The organism is Streptomyces cinereospinus (assembly GCF_042430725.1).
Lineage (GTDB): Bacteria > Actinomycetota > Actinomycetes > Streptomycetales > Streptomycetaceae > Streptomyces > Streptomyces cinereospinus.
In genome coordinates this window covers 30,432-45,157 of record NZ_JBHMCY010000063.1, presented here as the reverse complement: position 1 = coordinate 45,157, position 14,726 = coordinate 30,432, and the positions used below count along the sequence as shown (strand labels likewise).

At 73.0% G+C, this 14,726-nt stretch carries 17 protein-coding genes; 12 read left to right on the top strand and 5 right to left on the bottom strand.

Translation table 11 applies throughout. The annotated features are described in order from the left end of the window. Nucleotides 1-50: 50 nt before the first annotated feature. From deoC to ACFF45_RS26860, 5 genes are all read left to right on the top strand, one after another. Complete coding sequence (gene deoC, locus ACFF45_RS26880) at nt 51-1,001, top strand: deoxyribose-phosphate aldolase (protein ID WP_381349118.1); 951 nt, start codon at nt 51-53, stop codon at nt 999-1,001. Nucleotides 1,002-1,004: 3 nt separating this feature from the next. Continuing rightward, entirely contained in the window at nt 1,005-2,456 is a 1,452-nt protein-coding gene (locus tag ACFF45_RS26875; protein WP_381349112.1) for an aldehyde dehydrogenase family protein, read from the top strand. Beyond that, nucleotides 2,457-3,341, top strand: a complete 885-nt coding sequence (locus ACFF45_RS26870; RefSeq protein WP_381349111.1) for an aldehyde dehydrogenase family protein — start codon at nt 2,457-2,459, stop codon at nt 3,339-3,341. Nucleotides 3,342-3,493: 152 nt separating this feature from the next. After that, entirely contained in the window at nt 3,494-3,991 is a 498-nt protein-coding gene (locus ACFF45_RS26865) for a DUF2975 domain-containing protein (RefSeq protein ID WP_381349109.1), read from the top strand. Next, nucleotides 3,991-4,212 carry a helix-turn-helix domain-containing protein gene (locus ACFF45_RS26860; protein WP_381349107.1) on the top strand — a complete coding sequence of 74 codons (222 nt, stop codon included), beginning with the start codon at nt 3,991-3,993 and terminating at the stop codon, nt 4,210-4,212. Before ACFF45_RS26865 ends, ACFF45_RS26860 begins: the two co-directional genes overlap by 1 nt. Nucleotides 4,213-4,257: 45 nt before the next feature. Here the strand turns inward: ACFF45_RS26860 and ACFF45_RS26855 are convergent, their stop codons facing one another. Then, nucleotides 4,258-4,659, bottom strand: coding sequence for a hypothetical protein (locus ACFF45_RS26855; protein WP_381349106.1), 402 nt, complete (start codon nt 4,657-4,659; stop codon nt 4,258-4,260). Nucleotides 4,660-4,777: 118 nt separating this feature from the next. Continuing rightward, nucleotides 4,778-6,136, bottom strand: coding sequence for an FAD-binding oxidoreductase (locus ACFF45_RS26850; protein ID WP_381349105.1), 1,359 nt, complete (start codon nt 6,134-6,136; stop codon nt 4,778-4,780). Nucleotides 6,137-6,373: 237 nt separating this feature from the next. On the opposite strand from ACFF45_RS26850, the gene ACFF45_RS26845 reads away from it, so the two are divergent. Then, complete coding sequence (locus ACFF45_RS26845; protein ID WP_381349104.1) at nt 6,374-7,006, top strand: uridine kinase family protein; 633 nt, start codon at nt 6,374-6,376, stop codon at nt 7,004-7,006. A 171-nt stretch (nt 7,007-7,177) separates the two neighbouring features. On the opposite strand, the gene ACFF45_RS26840 is transcribed toward ACFF45_RS26845, so the two are convergent. Beyond that, nucleotides 7,178-7,897 (bottom strand): SigE family RNA polymerase sigma factor, encoded by a 720-nt coding sequence (locus ACFF45_RS26840; RefSeq protein ID WP_381349103.1) that lies wholly within the window; start codon nt 7,895-7,897, stop codon nt 7,178-7,180. Nucleotides 7,898-8,140: 243 nt separating this feature from the next. On the opposite strand from ACFF45_RS26840, the gene afsQ1 reads away from it, so the two are divergent. From afsQ1 to ACFF45_RS26815, 5 genes are all read left to right on the top strand, one after another. Next, a complete protein-coding gene (afsQ1, locus tag ACFF45_RS26835) occupies nt 8,141-8,818 on the top strand; it encodes a two-component system response regulator AfsQ1 (RefSeq protein WP_381349101.1) in 678 nt (225 codons plus the stop codon). Beyond that, entirely contained in the window at nt 8,815-10,389 is a 1,575-nt protein-coding gene (locus ACFF45_RS26830; RefSeq protein ID WP_381349100.1) for an ATP-binding protein, read from the top strand. The genes afsQ1 and ACFF45_RS26830 overlap by 4 nt, the downstream gene beginning before the upstream one ends. Beyond that, complete coding sequence (locus tag ACFF45_RS26825) at nt 10,386-10,988, top strand: hypothetical protein (protein ID WP_381349099.1); 603 nt, start codon at nt 10,386-10,388, stop codon at nt 10,986-10,988. The genes ACFF45_RS26830 and ACFF45_RS26825 overlap by 4 nt, the downstream gene beginning before the upstream one ends. 81 nt (nt 10,989-11,069) lie before the next feature. After that, nucleotides 11,070-11,660, top strand: coding sequence for a VanZ family protein (locus ACFF45_RS26820; protein ID WP_381349097.1), 591 nt, complete (start codon nt 11,070-11,072; stop codon nt 11,658-11,660). 62 nt (nt 11,661-11,722) lie between these two features. After that, entirely contained in the window at nt 11,723-11,926 is a 204-nt protein-coding gene (locus ACFF45_RS26815; protein ID WP_381349096.1) for a PspC domain-containing protein, read from the top strand. Nucleotides 11,927-12,014: 88 nt separating this feature from the next. Here the strand turns inward: ACFF45_RS26815 and ACFF45_RS26810 are convergent, their stop codons facing one another. Both ACFF45_RS26810 and ACFF45_RS26805 read right to left on the bottom strand, forming a co-directional pair. Beyond that, entirely contained in the window at nt 12,015-12,371 is a 357-nt protein-coding gene (locus tag ACFF45_RS26810) for an ATP-binding protein (protein WP_381349095.1), read from the bottom strand. Nucleotides 12,372-12,548: 177 nt separating this feature from the next. Beyond that, nucleotides 12,549-13,712, bottom strand: a complete 1,164-nt coding sequence (locus ACFF45_RS26805) for an adenosine deaminase (RefSeq protein ID WP_381349093.1) — start codon at nt 13,710-13,712, stop codon at nt 12,549-12,551. A gap of 113 nt (nt 13,713-13,825) precedes the next feature. On the opposite strand from ACFF45_RS26805, the gene ACFF45_RS26800 reads away from it, so the two are divergent. Then, nucleotides 13,826-14,587: a prolyl oligopeptidase family serine peptidase gene (locus ACFF45_RS26800; RefSeq protein ID WP_381349092.1), complete on the top strand. Its 762-nt coding sequence runs from the start codon at nt 13,826-13,828 to the stop codon at nt 14,585-14,587. The last annotated feature ends 139 nt before the right edge of the window (nt 14,588-14,726 follow it).

Genomic DNA, 14,726 nt, shown 5'->3' with positions numbered 1-14,726 from the left:
ACCAAGGGCTGTACAGCCGCTACGCGCGTAGATATGCTCGTCTGGTGACCATGCCCACCTCTGCACACACCCTCTCGGACGCGGCGGCCTCCGACAGCACGCTGCGCCGCTTCCTGCACGGGCTGCCCGGCGTCGACGCGGTCGGCCTGGAGGCGCGCGCCGCCTCCCTCGGCACCCGTTCCATCAAGACCACCGCGAAGGCGTACGCCATCGACCTCGCCATCTCGATGGTCGACCTGACGACGCTGGAAGGCGCGGACACCCCGGGCAAGGTCCGGGCGCTCGGCGCCAAGGCGGTCCGCCCGGACCCGACGGACCGTACGACCCCGGCGACCGCGGCCGTCTGCGTCTACCCCGACATGGTGGCCACCGCCAAGCAGGCCGTCGCCGGCTCCGCCGTCAAGGTCGCCTCGGTGGCCACCGCCTTCCCGGCCGGCCGCGCCCCGCTCTCCGTGAAGCTGGCGGACGTGCGCGAGGCCGTGGCCGCCGGCGCCGACGAGATCGACATGGTCATCGACCGCGGGGCCTTCCTCGCGGGCCAGTACATGAAGGTGCACGACGAGATCGTCGCCGTGAAGGAGGCCTGCGGCTCCTCGGCCCGCCTGAAGGTCATCTTCGAGACCGGCGAGCTGTCGACGTACGACAACATCCGCCGCGCCGGCTGGCTCGGCATGCTGGCGGGCGCCGACTTCGTCAAGACGTCCACCGGCAAGGTGGCGGTCAACGCGACGCCCGCGAACACCCTGCTCATGCTGGAGGCCGTGCGCGACTTCCGCGACCGGACCGGCGTCCAGGTCGGCGTGAAGCCGGCCGGCGGCATCCGCACCACCAAGGACGCCGTCAAGTTCCTCGTCCTGGTCAACGAGACCGTCGGCGAGGACTGGCTGGACAACCACTGGTTCCGCTTCGGCGCCTCCTCGCTGCTGAACGACCTGCTGATGCAGCGGCAGAAGCTGGCCACCGGCCGCTACTCCGGCCCCGACTACGTAACGGTGGACTGACCCATGGCATTCGAGTACGCTCCCGCGCCCGAATCGCGCGCGATCGTCGACATCGCCCCGTCGTACGGCCTCTTCATCGACGGTGAGTTCGTCGAGAGCTCGGGACAGGACCGCAGCAAGACGATCAGCCCGGCCACCGAGGAAGTGCTCGCCGAGTACACCCAGGCCCAGGCGGACGACGTCGACCGGGCGGTGAAGGCCGCCCGGAAGGCGTTCGAGAAGTGGTCGGCGCTGCCCGGCTCCGAGCGCGCCAAGTACCTCTTCCGCGTCGCCCGGATCGTCCAGGAGCGCAGCCGTGAGCTGGCGGTCCTGGAGACCCTGGACAACGGCAAGCCGATCAGGGAGACCCGGGACGTCGACCTGCCCCTGGTGGCGGCGCACTTCTTCTACTACGCGGGCTGGGCCGACAAGCTGGAGCACGCCGGCTTCGGCCCCGCCCCCAGGCCGCTCGGCGTGGCGGGCCAGGTGATCCCGTGGAACTTCCCGCTGCTGATGCTGGCCTGGAAGGTCGCCCCGGCGCTCGCGACCGGCAACACGGTCGTGCTCAAGCCCGCCGAGACGACCCCGCTGTCCGCCCTGTTCTTCGCGGACGTCTGCCGCCAGGCGGGTCTGCCCAAGGGCGTCGTCAACATCGTGACCGGTGACGGCCGGACCGGCGCCGCCCTGGTCGCCCACCCCGACGTCGACAAGGTCGCCTTCACCGGCTCCACGGCGGTCGGCAAGGAGATCGCGCGCACGGTCGCGGGCACGCGCAAGAGGCTCACCCTGGAACTGGGCGGCAAGGGCGCGAACATCGTCTTCGACGACGCCCCGATCGACCAGGCCGTCGAGGGCATCGTCGACGGCATCTTCTTCAACCAGGGCCAGGTCTGCTGCGCGGGCAGCCGCCTGCTGGTGCAGGAGTCGGTCCAGGAGGAGGTGCTGGACGCCCTCAAGCGCAGGCTCTCCACCCTCCGTCTGGGCGACCCGCTCGACAAGAACACGGACATCGGCGCGATCAACTCCGCCGAGCAGCTGGCCCGGATCACCGCCCTCGCCGAGCGGGGCGAGGCGGAGGGTGCCGAGCGCTGGTCACCGGCGTGCGAACTGCCCTCGGCCGGCTACTGGTTCGCCCCGACGCTGTTCACCGGCGTCACGCAGGCGCACACGGTCGCCCGCGAGGAGATCTTCGGCCCGGTGCTGTCGGTCCTCACCTTCCGCACGCCCGACGAGGCCGTCGCCAAGGCCAACAACACGCCGTACGGCCTGTCGGCGGGCGTCTGGACCGAGAAGGGCTCCCGGATCCTGGCCGTGGCGAACAAGCTCCGCGCGGGTGTCGTCTGGTCCAACACGTTCAACAAGTTCGATCCGACCTCGCCGTTCGGCGGTTACAAGGAGTCGGGCTTCGGCCGCGAGGGCGGCCGCCACGGCCTGGAGGCGTACCTCGCCCCGTCGAGCCTGGAGGGCGAGCGATAGATGAGTGAGCGACTTTCCGTATGGAAGACCTACAAGCTGTACGTCGGGGGCACGTTCCCGCGTTCGGAGAGCGGCCGGGTGTACGAGGTGACGGACCCGAAGGGCAAGTGGCTGGCCAACGCACCGCGCTCCTCCCGCAAGGACGCCCGTGACGCGGTCGTCGCGGCCCGCAAGGCGTTCGGCGGCTGGTCCGGCGCGACGGCGTACAACCGGGGCCAGATCCTCTACCGCGTGGCGGAGATGCTGGAGGGGCGCCGCGCCCAGTTCGTCCACGAGGTCGCCGACGCCGAGGGTCTGTCGAAGTCCAGGGCCGCCGAGCAGGTCGACGCCACGATCGACCGCTGGGTCTGGTACGCGGGCTGGACCGACAAGATCGCCCAGGTGGTGGGCGGCGGCAACCCGGTGGCGGGCCCGTACTTCAACCTCTCGACGCCCGAGCCGACGGGTGTGGTGGCCGTGGTCGCCCCGCAGGAGTCGTCGTTCCTGGGCCTGGTCTCGGTGGTCGCCCCGGTGATCGCGACGGGCAGCACGGCGGTGGTGGTCGCCGCCGAGCGGTCCCCCCTGCCCGCGCTCTCCCTCGGCGAGGTGCTGGCCACCTCGGACCTGCCCGGCGGGGTGGTGAACCTCCTCTCCGGCCGTACGGCGGAGATCGCGGCCCCGCTCGCCGCGCACCAGGACGTCAACGCGATCGACCTCGCGGGGGCCGACGAGGCCCTGGCGAAGGAGCTGGAGACCGCCGCGGCCGACAACCTCAAGCGCGTCCTGCGTCCACAGCCTGTGGATTACCTGCGGACGCCCGGCATCGACCGCATGACGGCGTTCCTGGAGACCAAGACGGTCTGGCACCCCACGGGCTCGCTGGGCGCGTCCGGCTCCGCGTACTGACCCCCTGCCGGCGACACCGCCGGACGGGCCGGGAAGGCCGCGCTTCCGCCTCGGGGCGGGGCGCGGCCTTCTGGCGTCCCCCCTTGCCTCCATCTATCGAGTTTCGATAGATTCCTATCGTTCGTCGAGCGACGGCGAGTGAGGGAGGGGCGATGGGACAGGTGACGACGCTTGCCCTGCGGGTGGTGCTGGTGGTGCTGCTGGCGGGGTCCGTGTTCGTGCAGGCCGTGATGGTGCCGCTGCTGGGCGCCGACCTGGAGGAGGGGGCCTCGGAGCCGGCCTATCCACGGGCCGCGTATCTCGTGGTGCTGGTGCTGGGCCTGGTCACGGTGCAGGTCGTGCTGGTGTGCGTGTGGCGGCTGGTGACCATGGTCCGCAAGGGCACGGTCTTCTCGCACGCCGCCTTCCGGTACGTGGACGTCGTGATCTGGGCCATCGCCGCGGCCGCCGCCCTGCTGAGCGCGTTCGGGTACATGCTCGCGCCGGGAGAGGCCGTCGCCCCGGGCGTCGTCCTGCTGATCGGCGGGGTCGTCGTGGCCGTGCTGGGCGTCGCGCTCATCGTGCTCGTGCTGCGGATGCTGCTCGCGCAGGCCGTCGCGCGGGACGTCGAGGCGGCACGGATGGAGGCCGAGCTGGAGGGGGTGATCTGATGCCGATCGCCGTCGACATCGACGTGATGCTGGCCAAGCGGAAGATGTCCGTGGGCGAGCTGGCGGAACGCGTCGGGATCACACCCGCCAACCTGGCCGTGCTGAAGAACGGCCGCGCCAAGGCCGTACGGTTCTCGACGCTCGCCGCCCTGTGCGAGGTGCTGGAGTGCCAGCCGGGGGACCTGCTGCGCTGGGAGGCCGGGGAGCACCCGGGCGAGTGACCCCGGCCCGGCGGACCGCCGCCGCAATCCGGGCCCCGGCGGCGGTCAGGTCAGCAGCTCCGCCGCCCGCCCCGCCACCGGCATGCTCCCGATCGACCGGGCCTGCGACAGCGGACCCGTCAGCGACCGGGACGACACGGGCCGGAAGTCGGCCAGCTGGGTGTCGACGCCGTTGTCGAGGGGGTCGACACCGGTGCCGGCGAGCGGGTTGGGCCTGAGGCCGGCGACGGGACCCGCGACATGGCGGACGGAGCCCGTGAGGGCCGCCGCACCCGCCTGGGGGTCGATCTCCCCGAGGGACGTGGGGCGGGTGTGGACCATCCCCGGGAAGGGCCCGCTGTCCGCGGCGGCCGGCGTCACGGACGCGCTCAGCGCCGCTCCCGCCGTGGCGAGGACGGCCAGGGCGCGCCGGGCGGTGGGGGTGAGGGGGGAGTCGTGTCGGGCCATCGCTGGAGCCACCTCGTACTGCACTGGGTCATCAGGACGGTACGCAGGGTAGTTGAGGTGGGGTGCGGGCTTCAATCAGCGACCCGCTCATGGGGGGGTGCGCCCGCGGACGGGTGCGTCACCGGGGCAGCACCGCACCGGGGTTGAGCAGCCCCTCCGGATCCAGCGCCGCCTTCACCGACCGCATCACCGCGATCTCCGCCGCCGACCGGCTCAGGTGCAGATAGCGGGCCTTGGCCCGCCCCACCCCGTGCTCGGCGCTGATGCTCCCGCCCACCGCCGCCACCCGTTCCAGCACCGCGCCGGTGACCGCCTCCTCGTCCTCCGCCGCCACCTCCAACAGGTTGACGTGCAGGTTCCCCTCGGCGACATGCCCGAAGAGATACGGCCGCCCCCGCCCCGCCAGCACCCCGGGCAGATCGGCGACGAACCCGGGCAGCTCGGCCACCGGAACCGTCACGTCCAGCTTGAGCGGGATCCCGGCCGCGTTGATCGACTCGGTGTGCCGCTCCCGGTAGGCGGCCAGCCGCCGCCGGTCGGCGTCCGCCAGGGCCACCGCCGTCCGGCCCGGCTCCACCGCGTCGAGCACCTCGGCCAGCTCCTCGGCCGGATCGCGCCGCCCCGCACACTCCACCAGCAGGTACACCGGATACGCGGTACGGAACGGCGCGGGCAGCCCGCTGGTCCGCAGCACCAGCGCCAGCCCCTCGGCCGTGAAGAACTCGGCCAGTTCCAGCGAGTCCAGCGGCCGCAGCCGCGCCACCAGGTCCAGCGCCGCCGCCGGCGAGTCGAGCCCCACCAGCGCCGTCACCCGCCGCGGCAGCCACGGCACCAGCCGCAGCCGGGCCCGCGTCACCACCGCCAGCGTCCCCTCGCTGCCGACCAGCAGACCGGTCAGGTCGTACCCGGTGTTGTCCTTGGGCAGCCCGGCCAGCCGGTCCAGCACGGTCCCGTCGGCCAGCACGGCCTCCAGCCCGGCCACGTTGGCCCGGGTGGTGCCGTACCGCACGACCCGCTCACCGCCCGCATTGGTGGCGATCATCCCGCCCAGCGTCGCGGAGTCCCGGGCGGCCAGGTCGACACCGAACCGCAGGCCGTGCGCGGCGACCCGGCTCTGCAGCTCCGACAGCACCACCCCGGCGCCCACGGTCACCTGCCCCACGGCCGGGTCCACGGCCCCGACACCGTCCAGCCGCCGCAGCGACAGCACGACCTCGCCGCCGTCCGGCGTGGGCACCGAGCCGCCGACCAGCCCGGTGTTGCCGCCCTGCGCCACCACCGGCACCCGGGCCGCGTGGCACCGCCGCAGCACCTCGGCCACCTGCGCGGTACCGGCGGGCCGCACCACCAGCCGGGCCCGGCCGCGGTACCGGCCGGTGAAGTCGGTCTCGTAGGAGGCGCGCAGCGCCGGATCGCTCAGCACATGGGCCGGTCCGACCACGGCGGACAACTGCTGGGCGAGACGATCGGTGTGCACGGTGGCCGGCCCTCCTCGTCGGTCGTCGGACGCGTCGGCGACGGGCGGAGGCGGTCCCGCCGGCTCCCCGACTGCCCGCATCCTACGAAGCCCCGGGCGGCGGGCCGGGCACGCCGATCCGGCCACCGCCCGGCGCACGCCCCCGGGGCCGGGCGGCGGCAGGGATAATGACGGGATGCGCGCGGGCGACAGTCTCGCCCGGACCGCCCCGAGACCGCAGGTGAGAAGGACAACACAGTGGGTTCCCATCCGCCCATACCTACCCGGGTCGTGCTGCTGTGCGGCCCGTCCGGTTCCGGCAAGTCCCTCCTCTCCGCCCGCTCGGGCCTGCCGGTGCTGCGGCTCGACGACTTCTACAAGGAGGGCACGGACCCGACGCTGCCGCTGGTCGCCGGCGGCTCCGACATCGACTGGGACCACCCGGCCTCGTGGGACGCGGACGCGGCCGTCGCCGCGATCGAGGACCTGTGCCGCACGGGACGTACGGACATCCCCGTCTACGACCTCTCGCTCAGCGCCCGCACCGGCGCCGAGACCCTCGCCATCGGGCGGACCCCGCTGTTCATCGCGGAGGGCATCTTCGCCGCCGAGATCGTCCCCCGCTGCCGTGAACTGGGCCTGCTGGCCGACGCGCTGTGCCTGAGCCGCGGCCCGGTGCGCACCTTCCGCCGCCGGTTCGTGCGCGATCTGCGGGAGGGCCGCAAGCCGGTGCCGTTCCTGCTGCGCCGCGGCTGGCGCCTGATGCGCGCCGAGCGCTCCATCGTCGCCCACCAGACCGCGCTCGGCGCGTACCCCTGCGACCGGGACGAGGCGCTGGGCCGACTGGCCGCCGCGGCGGGCCGCCGCACGACGGCCGGTACGGCGGCCTAGCGCCGCGGACCAGGACCCGCCCCGGCGTCCGCGCGCCCGCGCACACACGGAGGCGGGACTGGACGGACCCCCCGGCCCTCCAGCCCCGCTCCCCCCGTGTCCCCCCCCGTCGTGTTCCCCCGTGTCCCCCCCGGCCCCGTACTCCCCCGTGCTCCCCCCGGGGCCCGGCCCTCAGGCGACGAGCTCCCCGAAGGCGTGCTGCTCGTCACGGCCGAAGCTGAGGACCTCGTCCTCGCGCAGCCGGCGGAGCGACCGCCAGATGCTGGACTTCACCGTGCCGACACTGATGTCGAGAATCTCCGCGATCTCCGGGTCCGTGCGGCCCTCGTAGTAGCGCAGGACCAGCATGGTGCGCTGGAGTTCGGGCAGCCGGGCCAGCGCCTGCCACAGGACCGCGCGCAGCTCGGTGCCGCGCATCGCGTCCGTGTCGCCGGCCCTCTCCGGCAGTTCCTCGGTCGGGTACTCGTTGAGCTTGCGGCGCCGCCAGGCGCTGATGTGCAGGTTGGTCATGGTGCGGCGGAGGTACCCGCCGACCGCCGCCTTGTCACTGATCCGGTCCCACGCCTTGTACGTGGAGAACAGCGCGCTCTGCAACAGGTCCTCGGCCTCGAAGCGGTCACCGGTGAGGTGGTAGGCGGTGGCGTACAGGGAGGCGCGGCGTTCCTGGACGTAGGCGGTGAACTCCGCCTCGGTCAGCGACCGCCGCTCCCCCGGTTCCTCCCCGTACGCGGCTCCCCCGTGCGGTTCCCCCGTGAAACCCTCGACCACCGCCATGTAGGCGGTGTGCTGGCGACCGGCGCCCCGAGCGCACCCCCGCGCGCCCCGGCCCCCGTGCACGTCGTGCAGACGCGTGACCACTGCGCTGGTGCTGGTGCCGTGCAGCGTGTTCATCTCGCGCCCCCCGTCGTGGACCTACCGGTGTTCGGACTTGCTCGGTGCTGCTTCCCTGCCTGTGCCGAGAAGCTTGCCGAGCCCACTTCATGGCCGTGTCCGCCGACTGTCACAGACCTGTCACAGCGGACCGGCCGCGGGCCCCTCGCGGAGCGCCCACGGCACCGTCACGGAGCAGGGCGGTACGGCCACGCGGCCGTCCGGGTGTCGAAACGCCGGCCCACCATGGGCCAGAATGAGCCTGTGCCTTCCCTGTTGCTGATCGAGGACGACGACGCCATCCGTACGGCCCTGGAGCTCTCATTGACGCGCCAGGGGCACCGGGTGGCGACCGCTGCCAGCGGTGAGGACGGTCTGAGGCTGCTGCGCGAGCAGCGGCCGGATCTGATCGTGCTGGACGTGATGCTGCCCGGCATCGACGGGTTCGAGGTGTGCCGGCGCATCCGGCGCACCGACCAGCTCCCCATCATCCTGCTGACCGCGCGCAGCGACGACATCGACGTGGTGGTCGGGCTGGAGTCCGGGGCCGACGACTACGTCGTCAAGCCGGTGCAGGGGCGGGTGCTGGACGCGCGGATCCGGGCCGTGCTGCGGCGCGGCGAGCGGGAGGCGAACGACGCGGCGACCTTCGGCAGCCTGGTCATCGACCGCGCGGCGATGACCGTGACGAAGAACGGCGAGGACCTCCAGCTGACGCCGACCGAGCTGCGCCTGCTGCTCGAACTGAGCCGCCGGCCCGGTCAGGCGCTGTCCCGGCAGCAGTTGCTGCGGCTGGTGTGGGAGCACGACTACCTCGGTGACTCCCGGCTCGTGGACGCCTGCGTGCAGCGGCTGCGCGCCAAGGTCGAGGACGTGCCGTCGTCCCCGACCCTGATCCGTACCGTGCGGGGTGTCGGCTACCGGCTGGACCCGCCTCAGTGACCACGGCACGCACGAACTTCCGCGGCTGGGCCGCGGCCCGCAGGAAGGCCCTGTCCACGCTGCGCTTCACCAGTCTGCGGCTGCGGCTGGTCGTCGTGTTCGGGCTGGTGGCGCTGACGGCGGCGGTGTCCGCGTCCGGCATCGCCTACTGGCTCAACCGCGAGGCCGTCCTCACCCGCACCCAGGACGCGGTGCTGCGCGACTTCGAGCAGGAGATGGAGAACCGGGCCGGCGCCCTGCCCGCCCACCCCAGCCAGGACGAACTCCAGCGCACCGCCGGCCAGATGGCCGCCAGCAGTCAGCGCTTCAGCGTGCTCCTGGTCGCGCGGAACGCCGACGGCAGGACCGTGTACGGCAGTTCGGGCGGCCTGAACGACGGCTTCGCGCTGGCGGACGTACCGGAGTCGCTGCGCGCGGCCGTGAACAAGGAGCAGCCGCTCGCCGCGAACAACACCTCGCCGTACCACCTGTACTGGCAGCGGATCGTGGACGACGGCACCCCGTACCTGGTGGCGGGCACGCGGGTGATCGGCGGCGGGCCGACCGGCTACCTGCTCAAGTCGCTGGAGCCGGAGGCCAAGGACCTCAACTCGCTGGCCTGGTCGCTCGGCATCGCCACCGCTCTGGCGCTGATCGGCTCGGCGCTGCTCGCGCAGGCCGCGGCCACGACCGTGCTGAAGCCCGTGCACCGGCTCGGGGTCGCCGCGCGGCGGCTCGGGGAGGGCGAGCTCGACACCCGGCTGCGGGTGTCGGGGACGGACGAACTGGCCGAGCTGTCCCGGACGTTCAACAAGGCCGCCGAGGCGCTGGAGAAGCGGGTGGCGGACATGGCCGCGCGGGACGAGGCGTCCCGGCGGTTCGTCGCCGACATGAGCCACGAGCTGCGCACCCCGCTGACCGCCATCACCGCCGTGACGGAGGTGCTGGAGGAAGAGCTGGACTCCGCGGGCGGCGGCCTCGACCCGATGATCGAGCCCGCGGTACGGCTGGTGGTGAGCGAGACCCGGCGGCTGAACGACCTGGTCGAGAACCTGATGGAGGTGACCCGCTTCGACGCGGGCACGGCCCGGCTGGTGCTGGACGACGTCGACGTCGCCGATCAGATCACCGCCTGCATCGACGCGCGTGCCTGGCTGGACGCGGTGCAACTGGACGCCGCGCGCGGCATCCACGCCCGCCTCGACCCGCGCCGCCTGGACGTGATACTCGCCAACCTCATCGGCAACGCGCTCAAGCACGGCGGGTCCCCGGTGCGGGTGGCCGTGCGCGAGGAGGACAGCGAGGTCGTCATCCAGGTGCGCGACCACGGGCCCGGCATCCCCGAGGACGTCCTGCCGCACGTCTTCGACCGCTTCTACAAGGCCAGCGCCTCCCGTCCGCGCTCCGAGGGCAGCGGCCTCGGCCTGTCCATCGCCCTGGAGAACGCCCACATCCACGGCGGCGACATCACCGCCGCCAACTCCGCCGAGGGCGGCGCGGTGTTCACGCTGCGGCTGCCGCGGGACGCCTCGGACGTGGTGCGGGCGGCGGAGGAGCAGCATGCGCAGACGCCGGAGAAGGGGGACGCGTGAGGACGGCTCGTGCGCTGGTGGTGCCGGTGTTCGCGGCGCTGCTGGCCGGCTGCGGCATCCGGGCGACCGAGGTGCCGACGGACTTCGGCCCGGCGCCCTCGCGGGCGCACTGCTCGCTCGCCGGGCAGCGGACCACCACCCCGTCCGCGCCGGGGATGCCGGTGCAGGTGTTCCTGCTGTGCGGCTCGTCGCTGGTCACCGTCGACCGGGCGCTGCGGGTGCCCGAGGGCGCGGCGGACTCCGAGCGGCGGGTACTGGTCGCGCAGGGGCTGCTGGACGAGCTGGCCCGGACGCCGTCGGCGGCCGAGAAGCAGGCCGGGTACTCCACGGACGTCCGCGGCGGTACGACGGTGCGCGGGCCGGGGCCGCGGGATCCGGAGGACACCCTGCGGCTGACGACCGCCCCCGAGGTCCTCTCCTCGTACGCGCTCGCCCAGATCGTCTGCACCTTCTCCGACTCGGCGGCGGCCGAGGGCGACGGCTCGGTGATCCTCGGCGGTCCCGGCCCCGTGCCGCCCCTGCGATACGAGTGCACGGACGACGTGCGCGCCCGGCCGGGCGCGGTGCGGCCGCCGTCGGCCGAGGTCACGAGCGCCTGACGGCGGGTGTGGCGCAGGCCTCATCCGGGTAGGGGGTACCGACCCGGAACCGATCCCGCCGGAGGCCGCGTCTAGGGGGGCGTGCAGCGTCAAGGCTCCAGGGGCGGCAGCGCCGCGATCCGCGTGCGGGTGACGGGGGGTGTCCTCCTCGTCGTGTACCTCGCCTTCGTCGCCTGGCACACGCTGCGTCCGCTGGACGTGCCCTGGGTGATGCCCGCCAATCTGCGTCCGCTCGCCGGTATCCGCGCCGACCTGGCGCTGGGCTGGCCGGAGGCCGTGCGCTCGCTGGGCGCCGGGCTCGCGCTGCTGGCACCGCTGGGTGTGCTGCTGCCGCTGGCCGGCGGCAGACTGCGGGTCTCCCCGCTGGCCTCCCTGGTCCGTACGGCGGCGGCCGGCGCGCTGGTCTCGCTGCACATAGAGCTGTTGCAGACGGGCGTGCCCGGCCAGGTCGTGGACGTCGACTCGCTGCTGCTGAACACCGCGGGCGTGACCCTGACCCATGTCGCCGTCGTGCCGACGGGCCGGTACCGGCTGCACCGCCGGGCGGAGGCGCGGCGCCGGGCGGCGCTGCCGCCGCTGCCGGTGGAGGACGCCCCTCAGGGTCGGACCCCGACGATTCCCAGGGTCGGGATCGCCCCGTGGAGCGATGCTTTGCCCCCTTCGTCGCCCTAGCGTTGATGTCAGACGGGGCGGCCAGGAGGCAGCCTCGGACCGACGCTCACGAAGGAGCCGCGATGAGCCGCCTTGCCCGCCCCACCAGTGGCCGGATGATCGGCGGAGTGTGCGCAGCGCTGGCCCGGCGCTTCGGCACCTCCGCGACCACGATGCGCGTGGTCTTCCTGCTGTCCTGCCTGCTGCCGGGCCCGCAGTTCCTGCTCTACGTCGCCCTGTGGATCCTGCTCCCGTCGCAGGGCAAGGCGGCCCGCACGGCCTGGTGACGGCCACCTGATCCGCCCTCAGGACACCCACGCCGATGGGGCGCACCCGGACAAGGATGCGCCCCATCGGTACGTGCAGAGGGGTGGCTCAGCCCAGCGGGATGCCGTTCACCGGGGCGCCGTGCGTGGGCAGGCCCCGCACCGGCAGTCCACCGAGCAGCGTGCGGGCCGGGCCGGCCGGGCCCTCGGCCGGCACCGGCTCGGCGGCCGGCTGGGCGGCGCGCAGACCCGCGCCGAGCACGGTCCGGCTCTGGTCCAGCGCCTCGGCGGAACCCGGCAGCGCCTGGTTGAGGTTCTCGGCCGGCAGCGTCCTCGCGACCGCGTCCAGCGCCTGGCCGGTGTCCGGGAGAGCGGCCGGGGCGGCGTTGGCGGCACCCGCGCCGGCGGCGGCGAAGGCGGCACCGAGAGCGGCGGCACCGAGGGTCTTGGCAGCAGACTGCTTCATGGTGAATGGCGTCCTTGACTGACGGGGAACGAATAACAACGAATAACGGGGACAACGGAATCAGGGGCAGGTCACAAGGGGGTGCGGTCCGAGAACGTAAACACGCGAGGGCAGCCTCCGCAAACATCGAGATGGGGAGGGACGGTGAACGTCGGCTCGCATTCCCCGACCCCCGCCTCAGCCCTGGGGCGCCGCAGAGTCCCTGGTCGAAACCGTCTGCTGGAACAGCCATTCGGACTTCAGCTCGGCATAACCGGGCTTGATCACGTCATTGATCATGGCCAGCCGTTCATCGAAAGGAATGAATGCTGACTTCATAGCATTGACCGAGAACCATTGCAGGTCGTCGAGCGTGTAACCGAACGCCTCGACAAGGTGCTCGAATTCCTGGCTCATGCTGGTGTGCGACATCAGCCGGTTGTCGGTGTTCACGGTCACCCGGAAGTGCAGCCGCCGCAGCAGCCCGATCGGGTGCTCGGCGTACGAGGAGGCCGCGCCGGTCTGCAGGTTGGAGCTGGGGCACAGCTCCAGCGGGATGCGCTTGTCCCGGACGTAGGCGGCGAGCCGGCCGAGCCGCACGCTGCCGTCCTCGGCGACCTCGATGTCGTCGATGATCCGCACCCCGTGCCCGAGCCGGTCGGCGCCGCACCACTGCAGGGCCTGCCAGATGGACGGCAGCCCGAACGCCTCGCCGGCGTGGATGGTGAAGTGGTTGTTCTCGCGCTTGAGGTACTCGAAGGCGTCCAGGTGCCGGGTGGGCGGGTAGCCGGCCTCGGCGCCCGCGATGTCGAAGCCGACGACGCCCAGGTCCCGGTAGCGGTTGGCCAGTTCGGCGATCTCCAGGGCGCGGGCCGCGTGCCGCATCGCGGTGAGCAGGGCGCCGACGCGGATGCGGTGGCCCCGCTCGCGGGCGGTCCGCTCCCCTTCCCGGAAGCCCTCGTTGACGGCCTCGACGACCTCCTCCAGGGTGAGCCCGCCCTCCAGGTGCTGCTCGGGGGCGTAGCGCACCTCGGCGTAGACGACACCGTCCGCGGCGAGGTCCTCGGCGCACTCGGCGGCGACCCGGACCAGCGCCTCGCGGTTCTGCATCACACCGACGGTGTGCGAGAACGTCTCCAGGTACCGCTCCAGGGAGCCGGAGTCGGCGGCCTCGCGGAACCAGTGGCCGAGCCTCTCCGGGTCGGTCTCGGGGAGCCGGGTGCAGCCGCCCGCGCGGGCGAGGTCGACGACGGTGCCCGGGCGCAGGCCGCCGTCGAGGTGGTCGTGCAGCAGAACCTTCGGTGCCCGGCGGATCTGGTCCGGGCTCGGGGTCTGCCCCATGCGGTCAGTCTGGCTCGTCATGCGTGCACTCTACTTACTACGCGCGTAGACCGCTCGGTGTACACATCCGTCGATACGTAACGGTGACCGTGCGGACGGGTGGCGTACACCGACGCTTCTGACACTGTTCTGTCATGGCACAGCAAGCGACGCCGGTTCGCGCGGCCCGGCTGGGGCGGGCGTTCGGCCCGGAACCGACGGCGGTGAGCGGCGTGGTGCTGCTCCTGCCCGGCGGCGAGGCGGTCTCCGCCCGCAGACCCTCCCCCCTGCTCGCCGCCGCGTCCGTCCAGGGGCTGGGGCGCCGTCTGGTACGCGCGGGCCGCGCGGAGGGACTGGCCGCACATGTCGTGCACTACCGCTACCGCGGCTGGAACGGCAGTGAGGCCCATCTGGCCCGGGACGCCGCCTGGGCGGCGGACGAGGCGGTGCGCCGGTACGGCGACGTCCCGGTCTGCCTCGCCGGGTTCGACATGGGCGGACGGGCGGCGCTGCACGCGGGCGGGCACGAGGCGGTCAGCTCCGTGCTGGCGATCGCCCCCTGGCTGCCGGAGGACGATGTGGCGGCGTCGCCCGAACCGGTGAAACAGCTGGTGGGCCGGCGGGTGCTGGTGGTGCACGGGACGAACGACCAGCGGACCGATCCCGAGCTGTCGTTCCGGTACGCGGCGCGGGTGAAGAAGGTCAACCGGGACGTGTGCCGCTTCGAAGTGCACTCGGACGGGCACGGGTTGCGGCAGCATCGGGACGAAGTGCTGGCGCTGGCCGAGGACTTCGTGCTGGGGGTGCTGTTCGGGCGGGGGTTCTCGCGGCCTGTCGAGGACGCGTTGGCCGCTCCGCCGCCGCTGGGGTTGCGGATGCCGTTGGCTGCGGGGTTCGGGCGGTCGTTGCGGCGGTAGGGGGCGGTGAGCTTCGGGGGTGGTGGGTCCCGGGGTTCCGTGAATTTCGGGAGCGGTGAGCGTCAGGGGCGGTGAGTCCCGGGATTCCGTGGATTCCGGGGAGCGGTGAGCCTCGGGGGCGGCGGATCTCGGGGGCGGT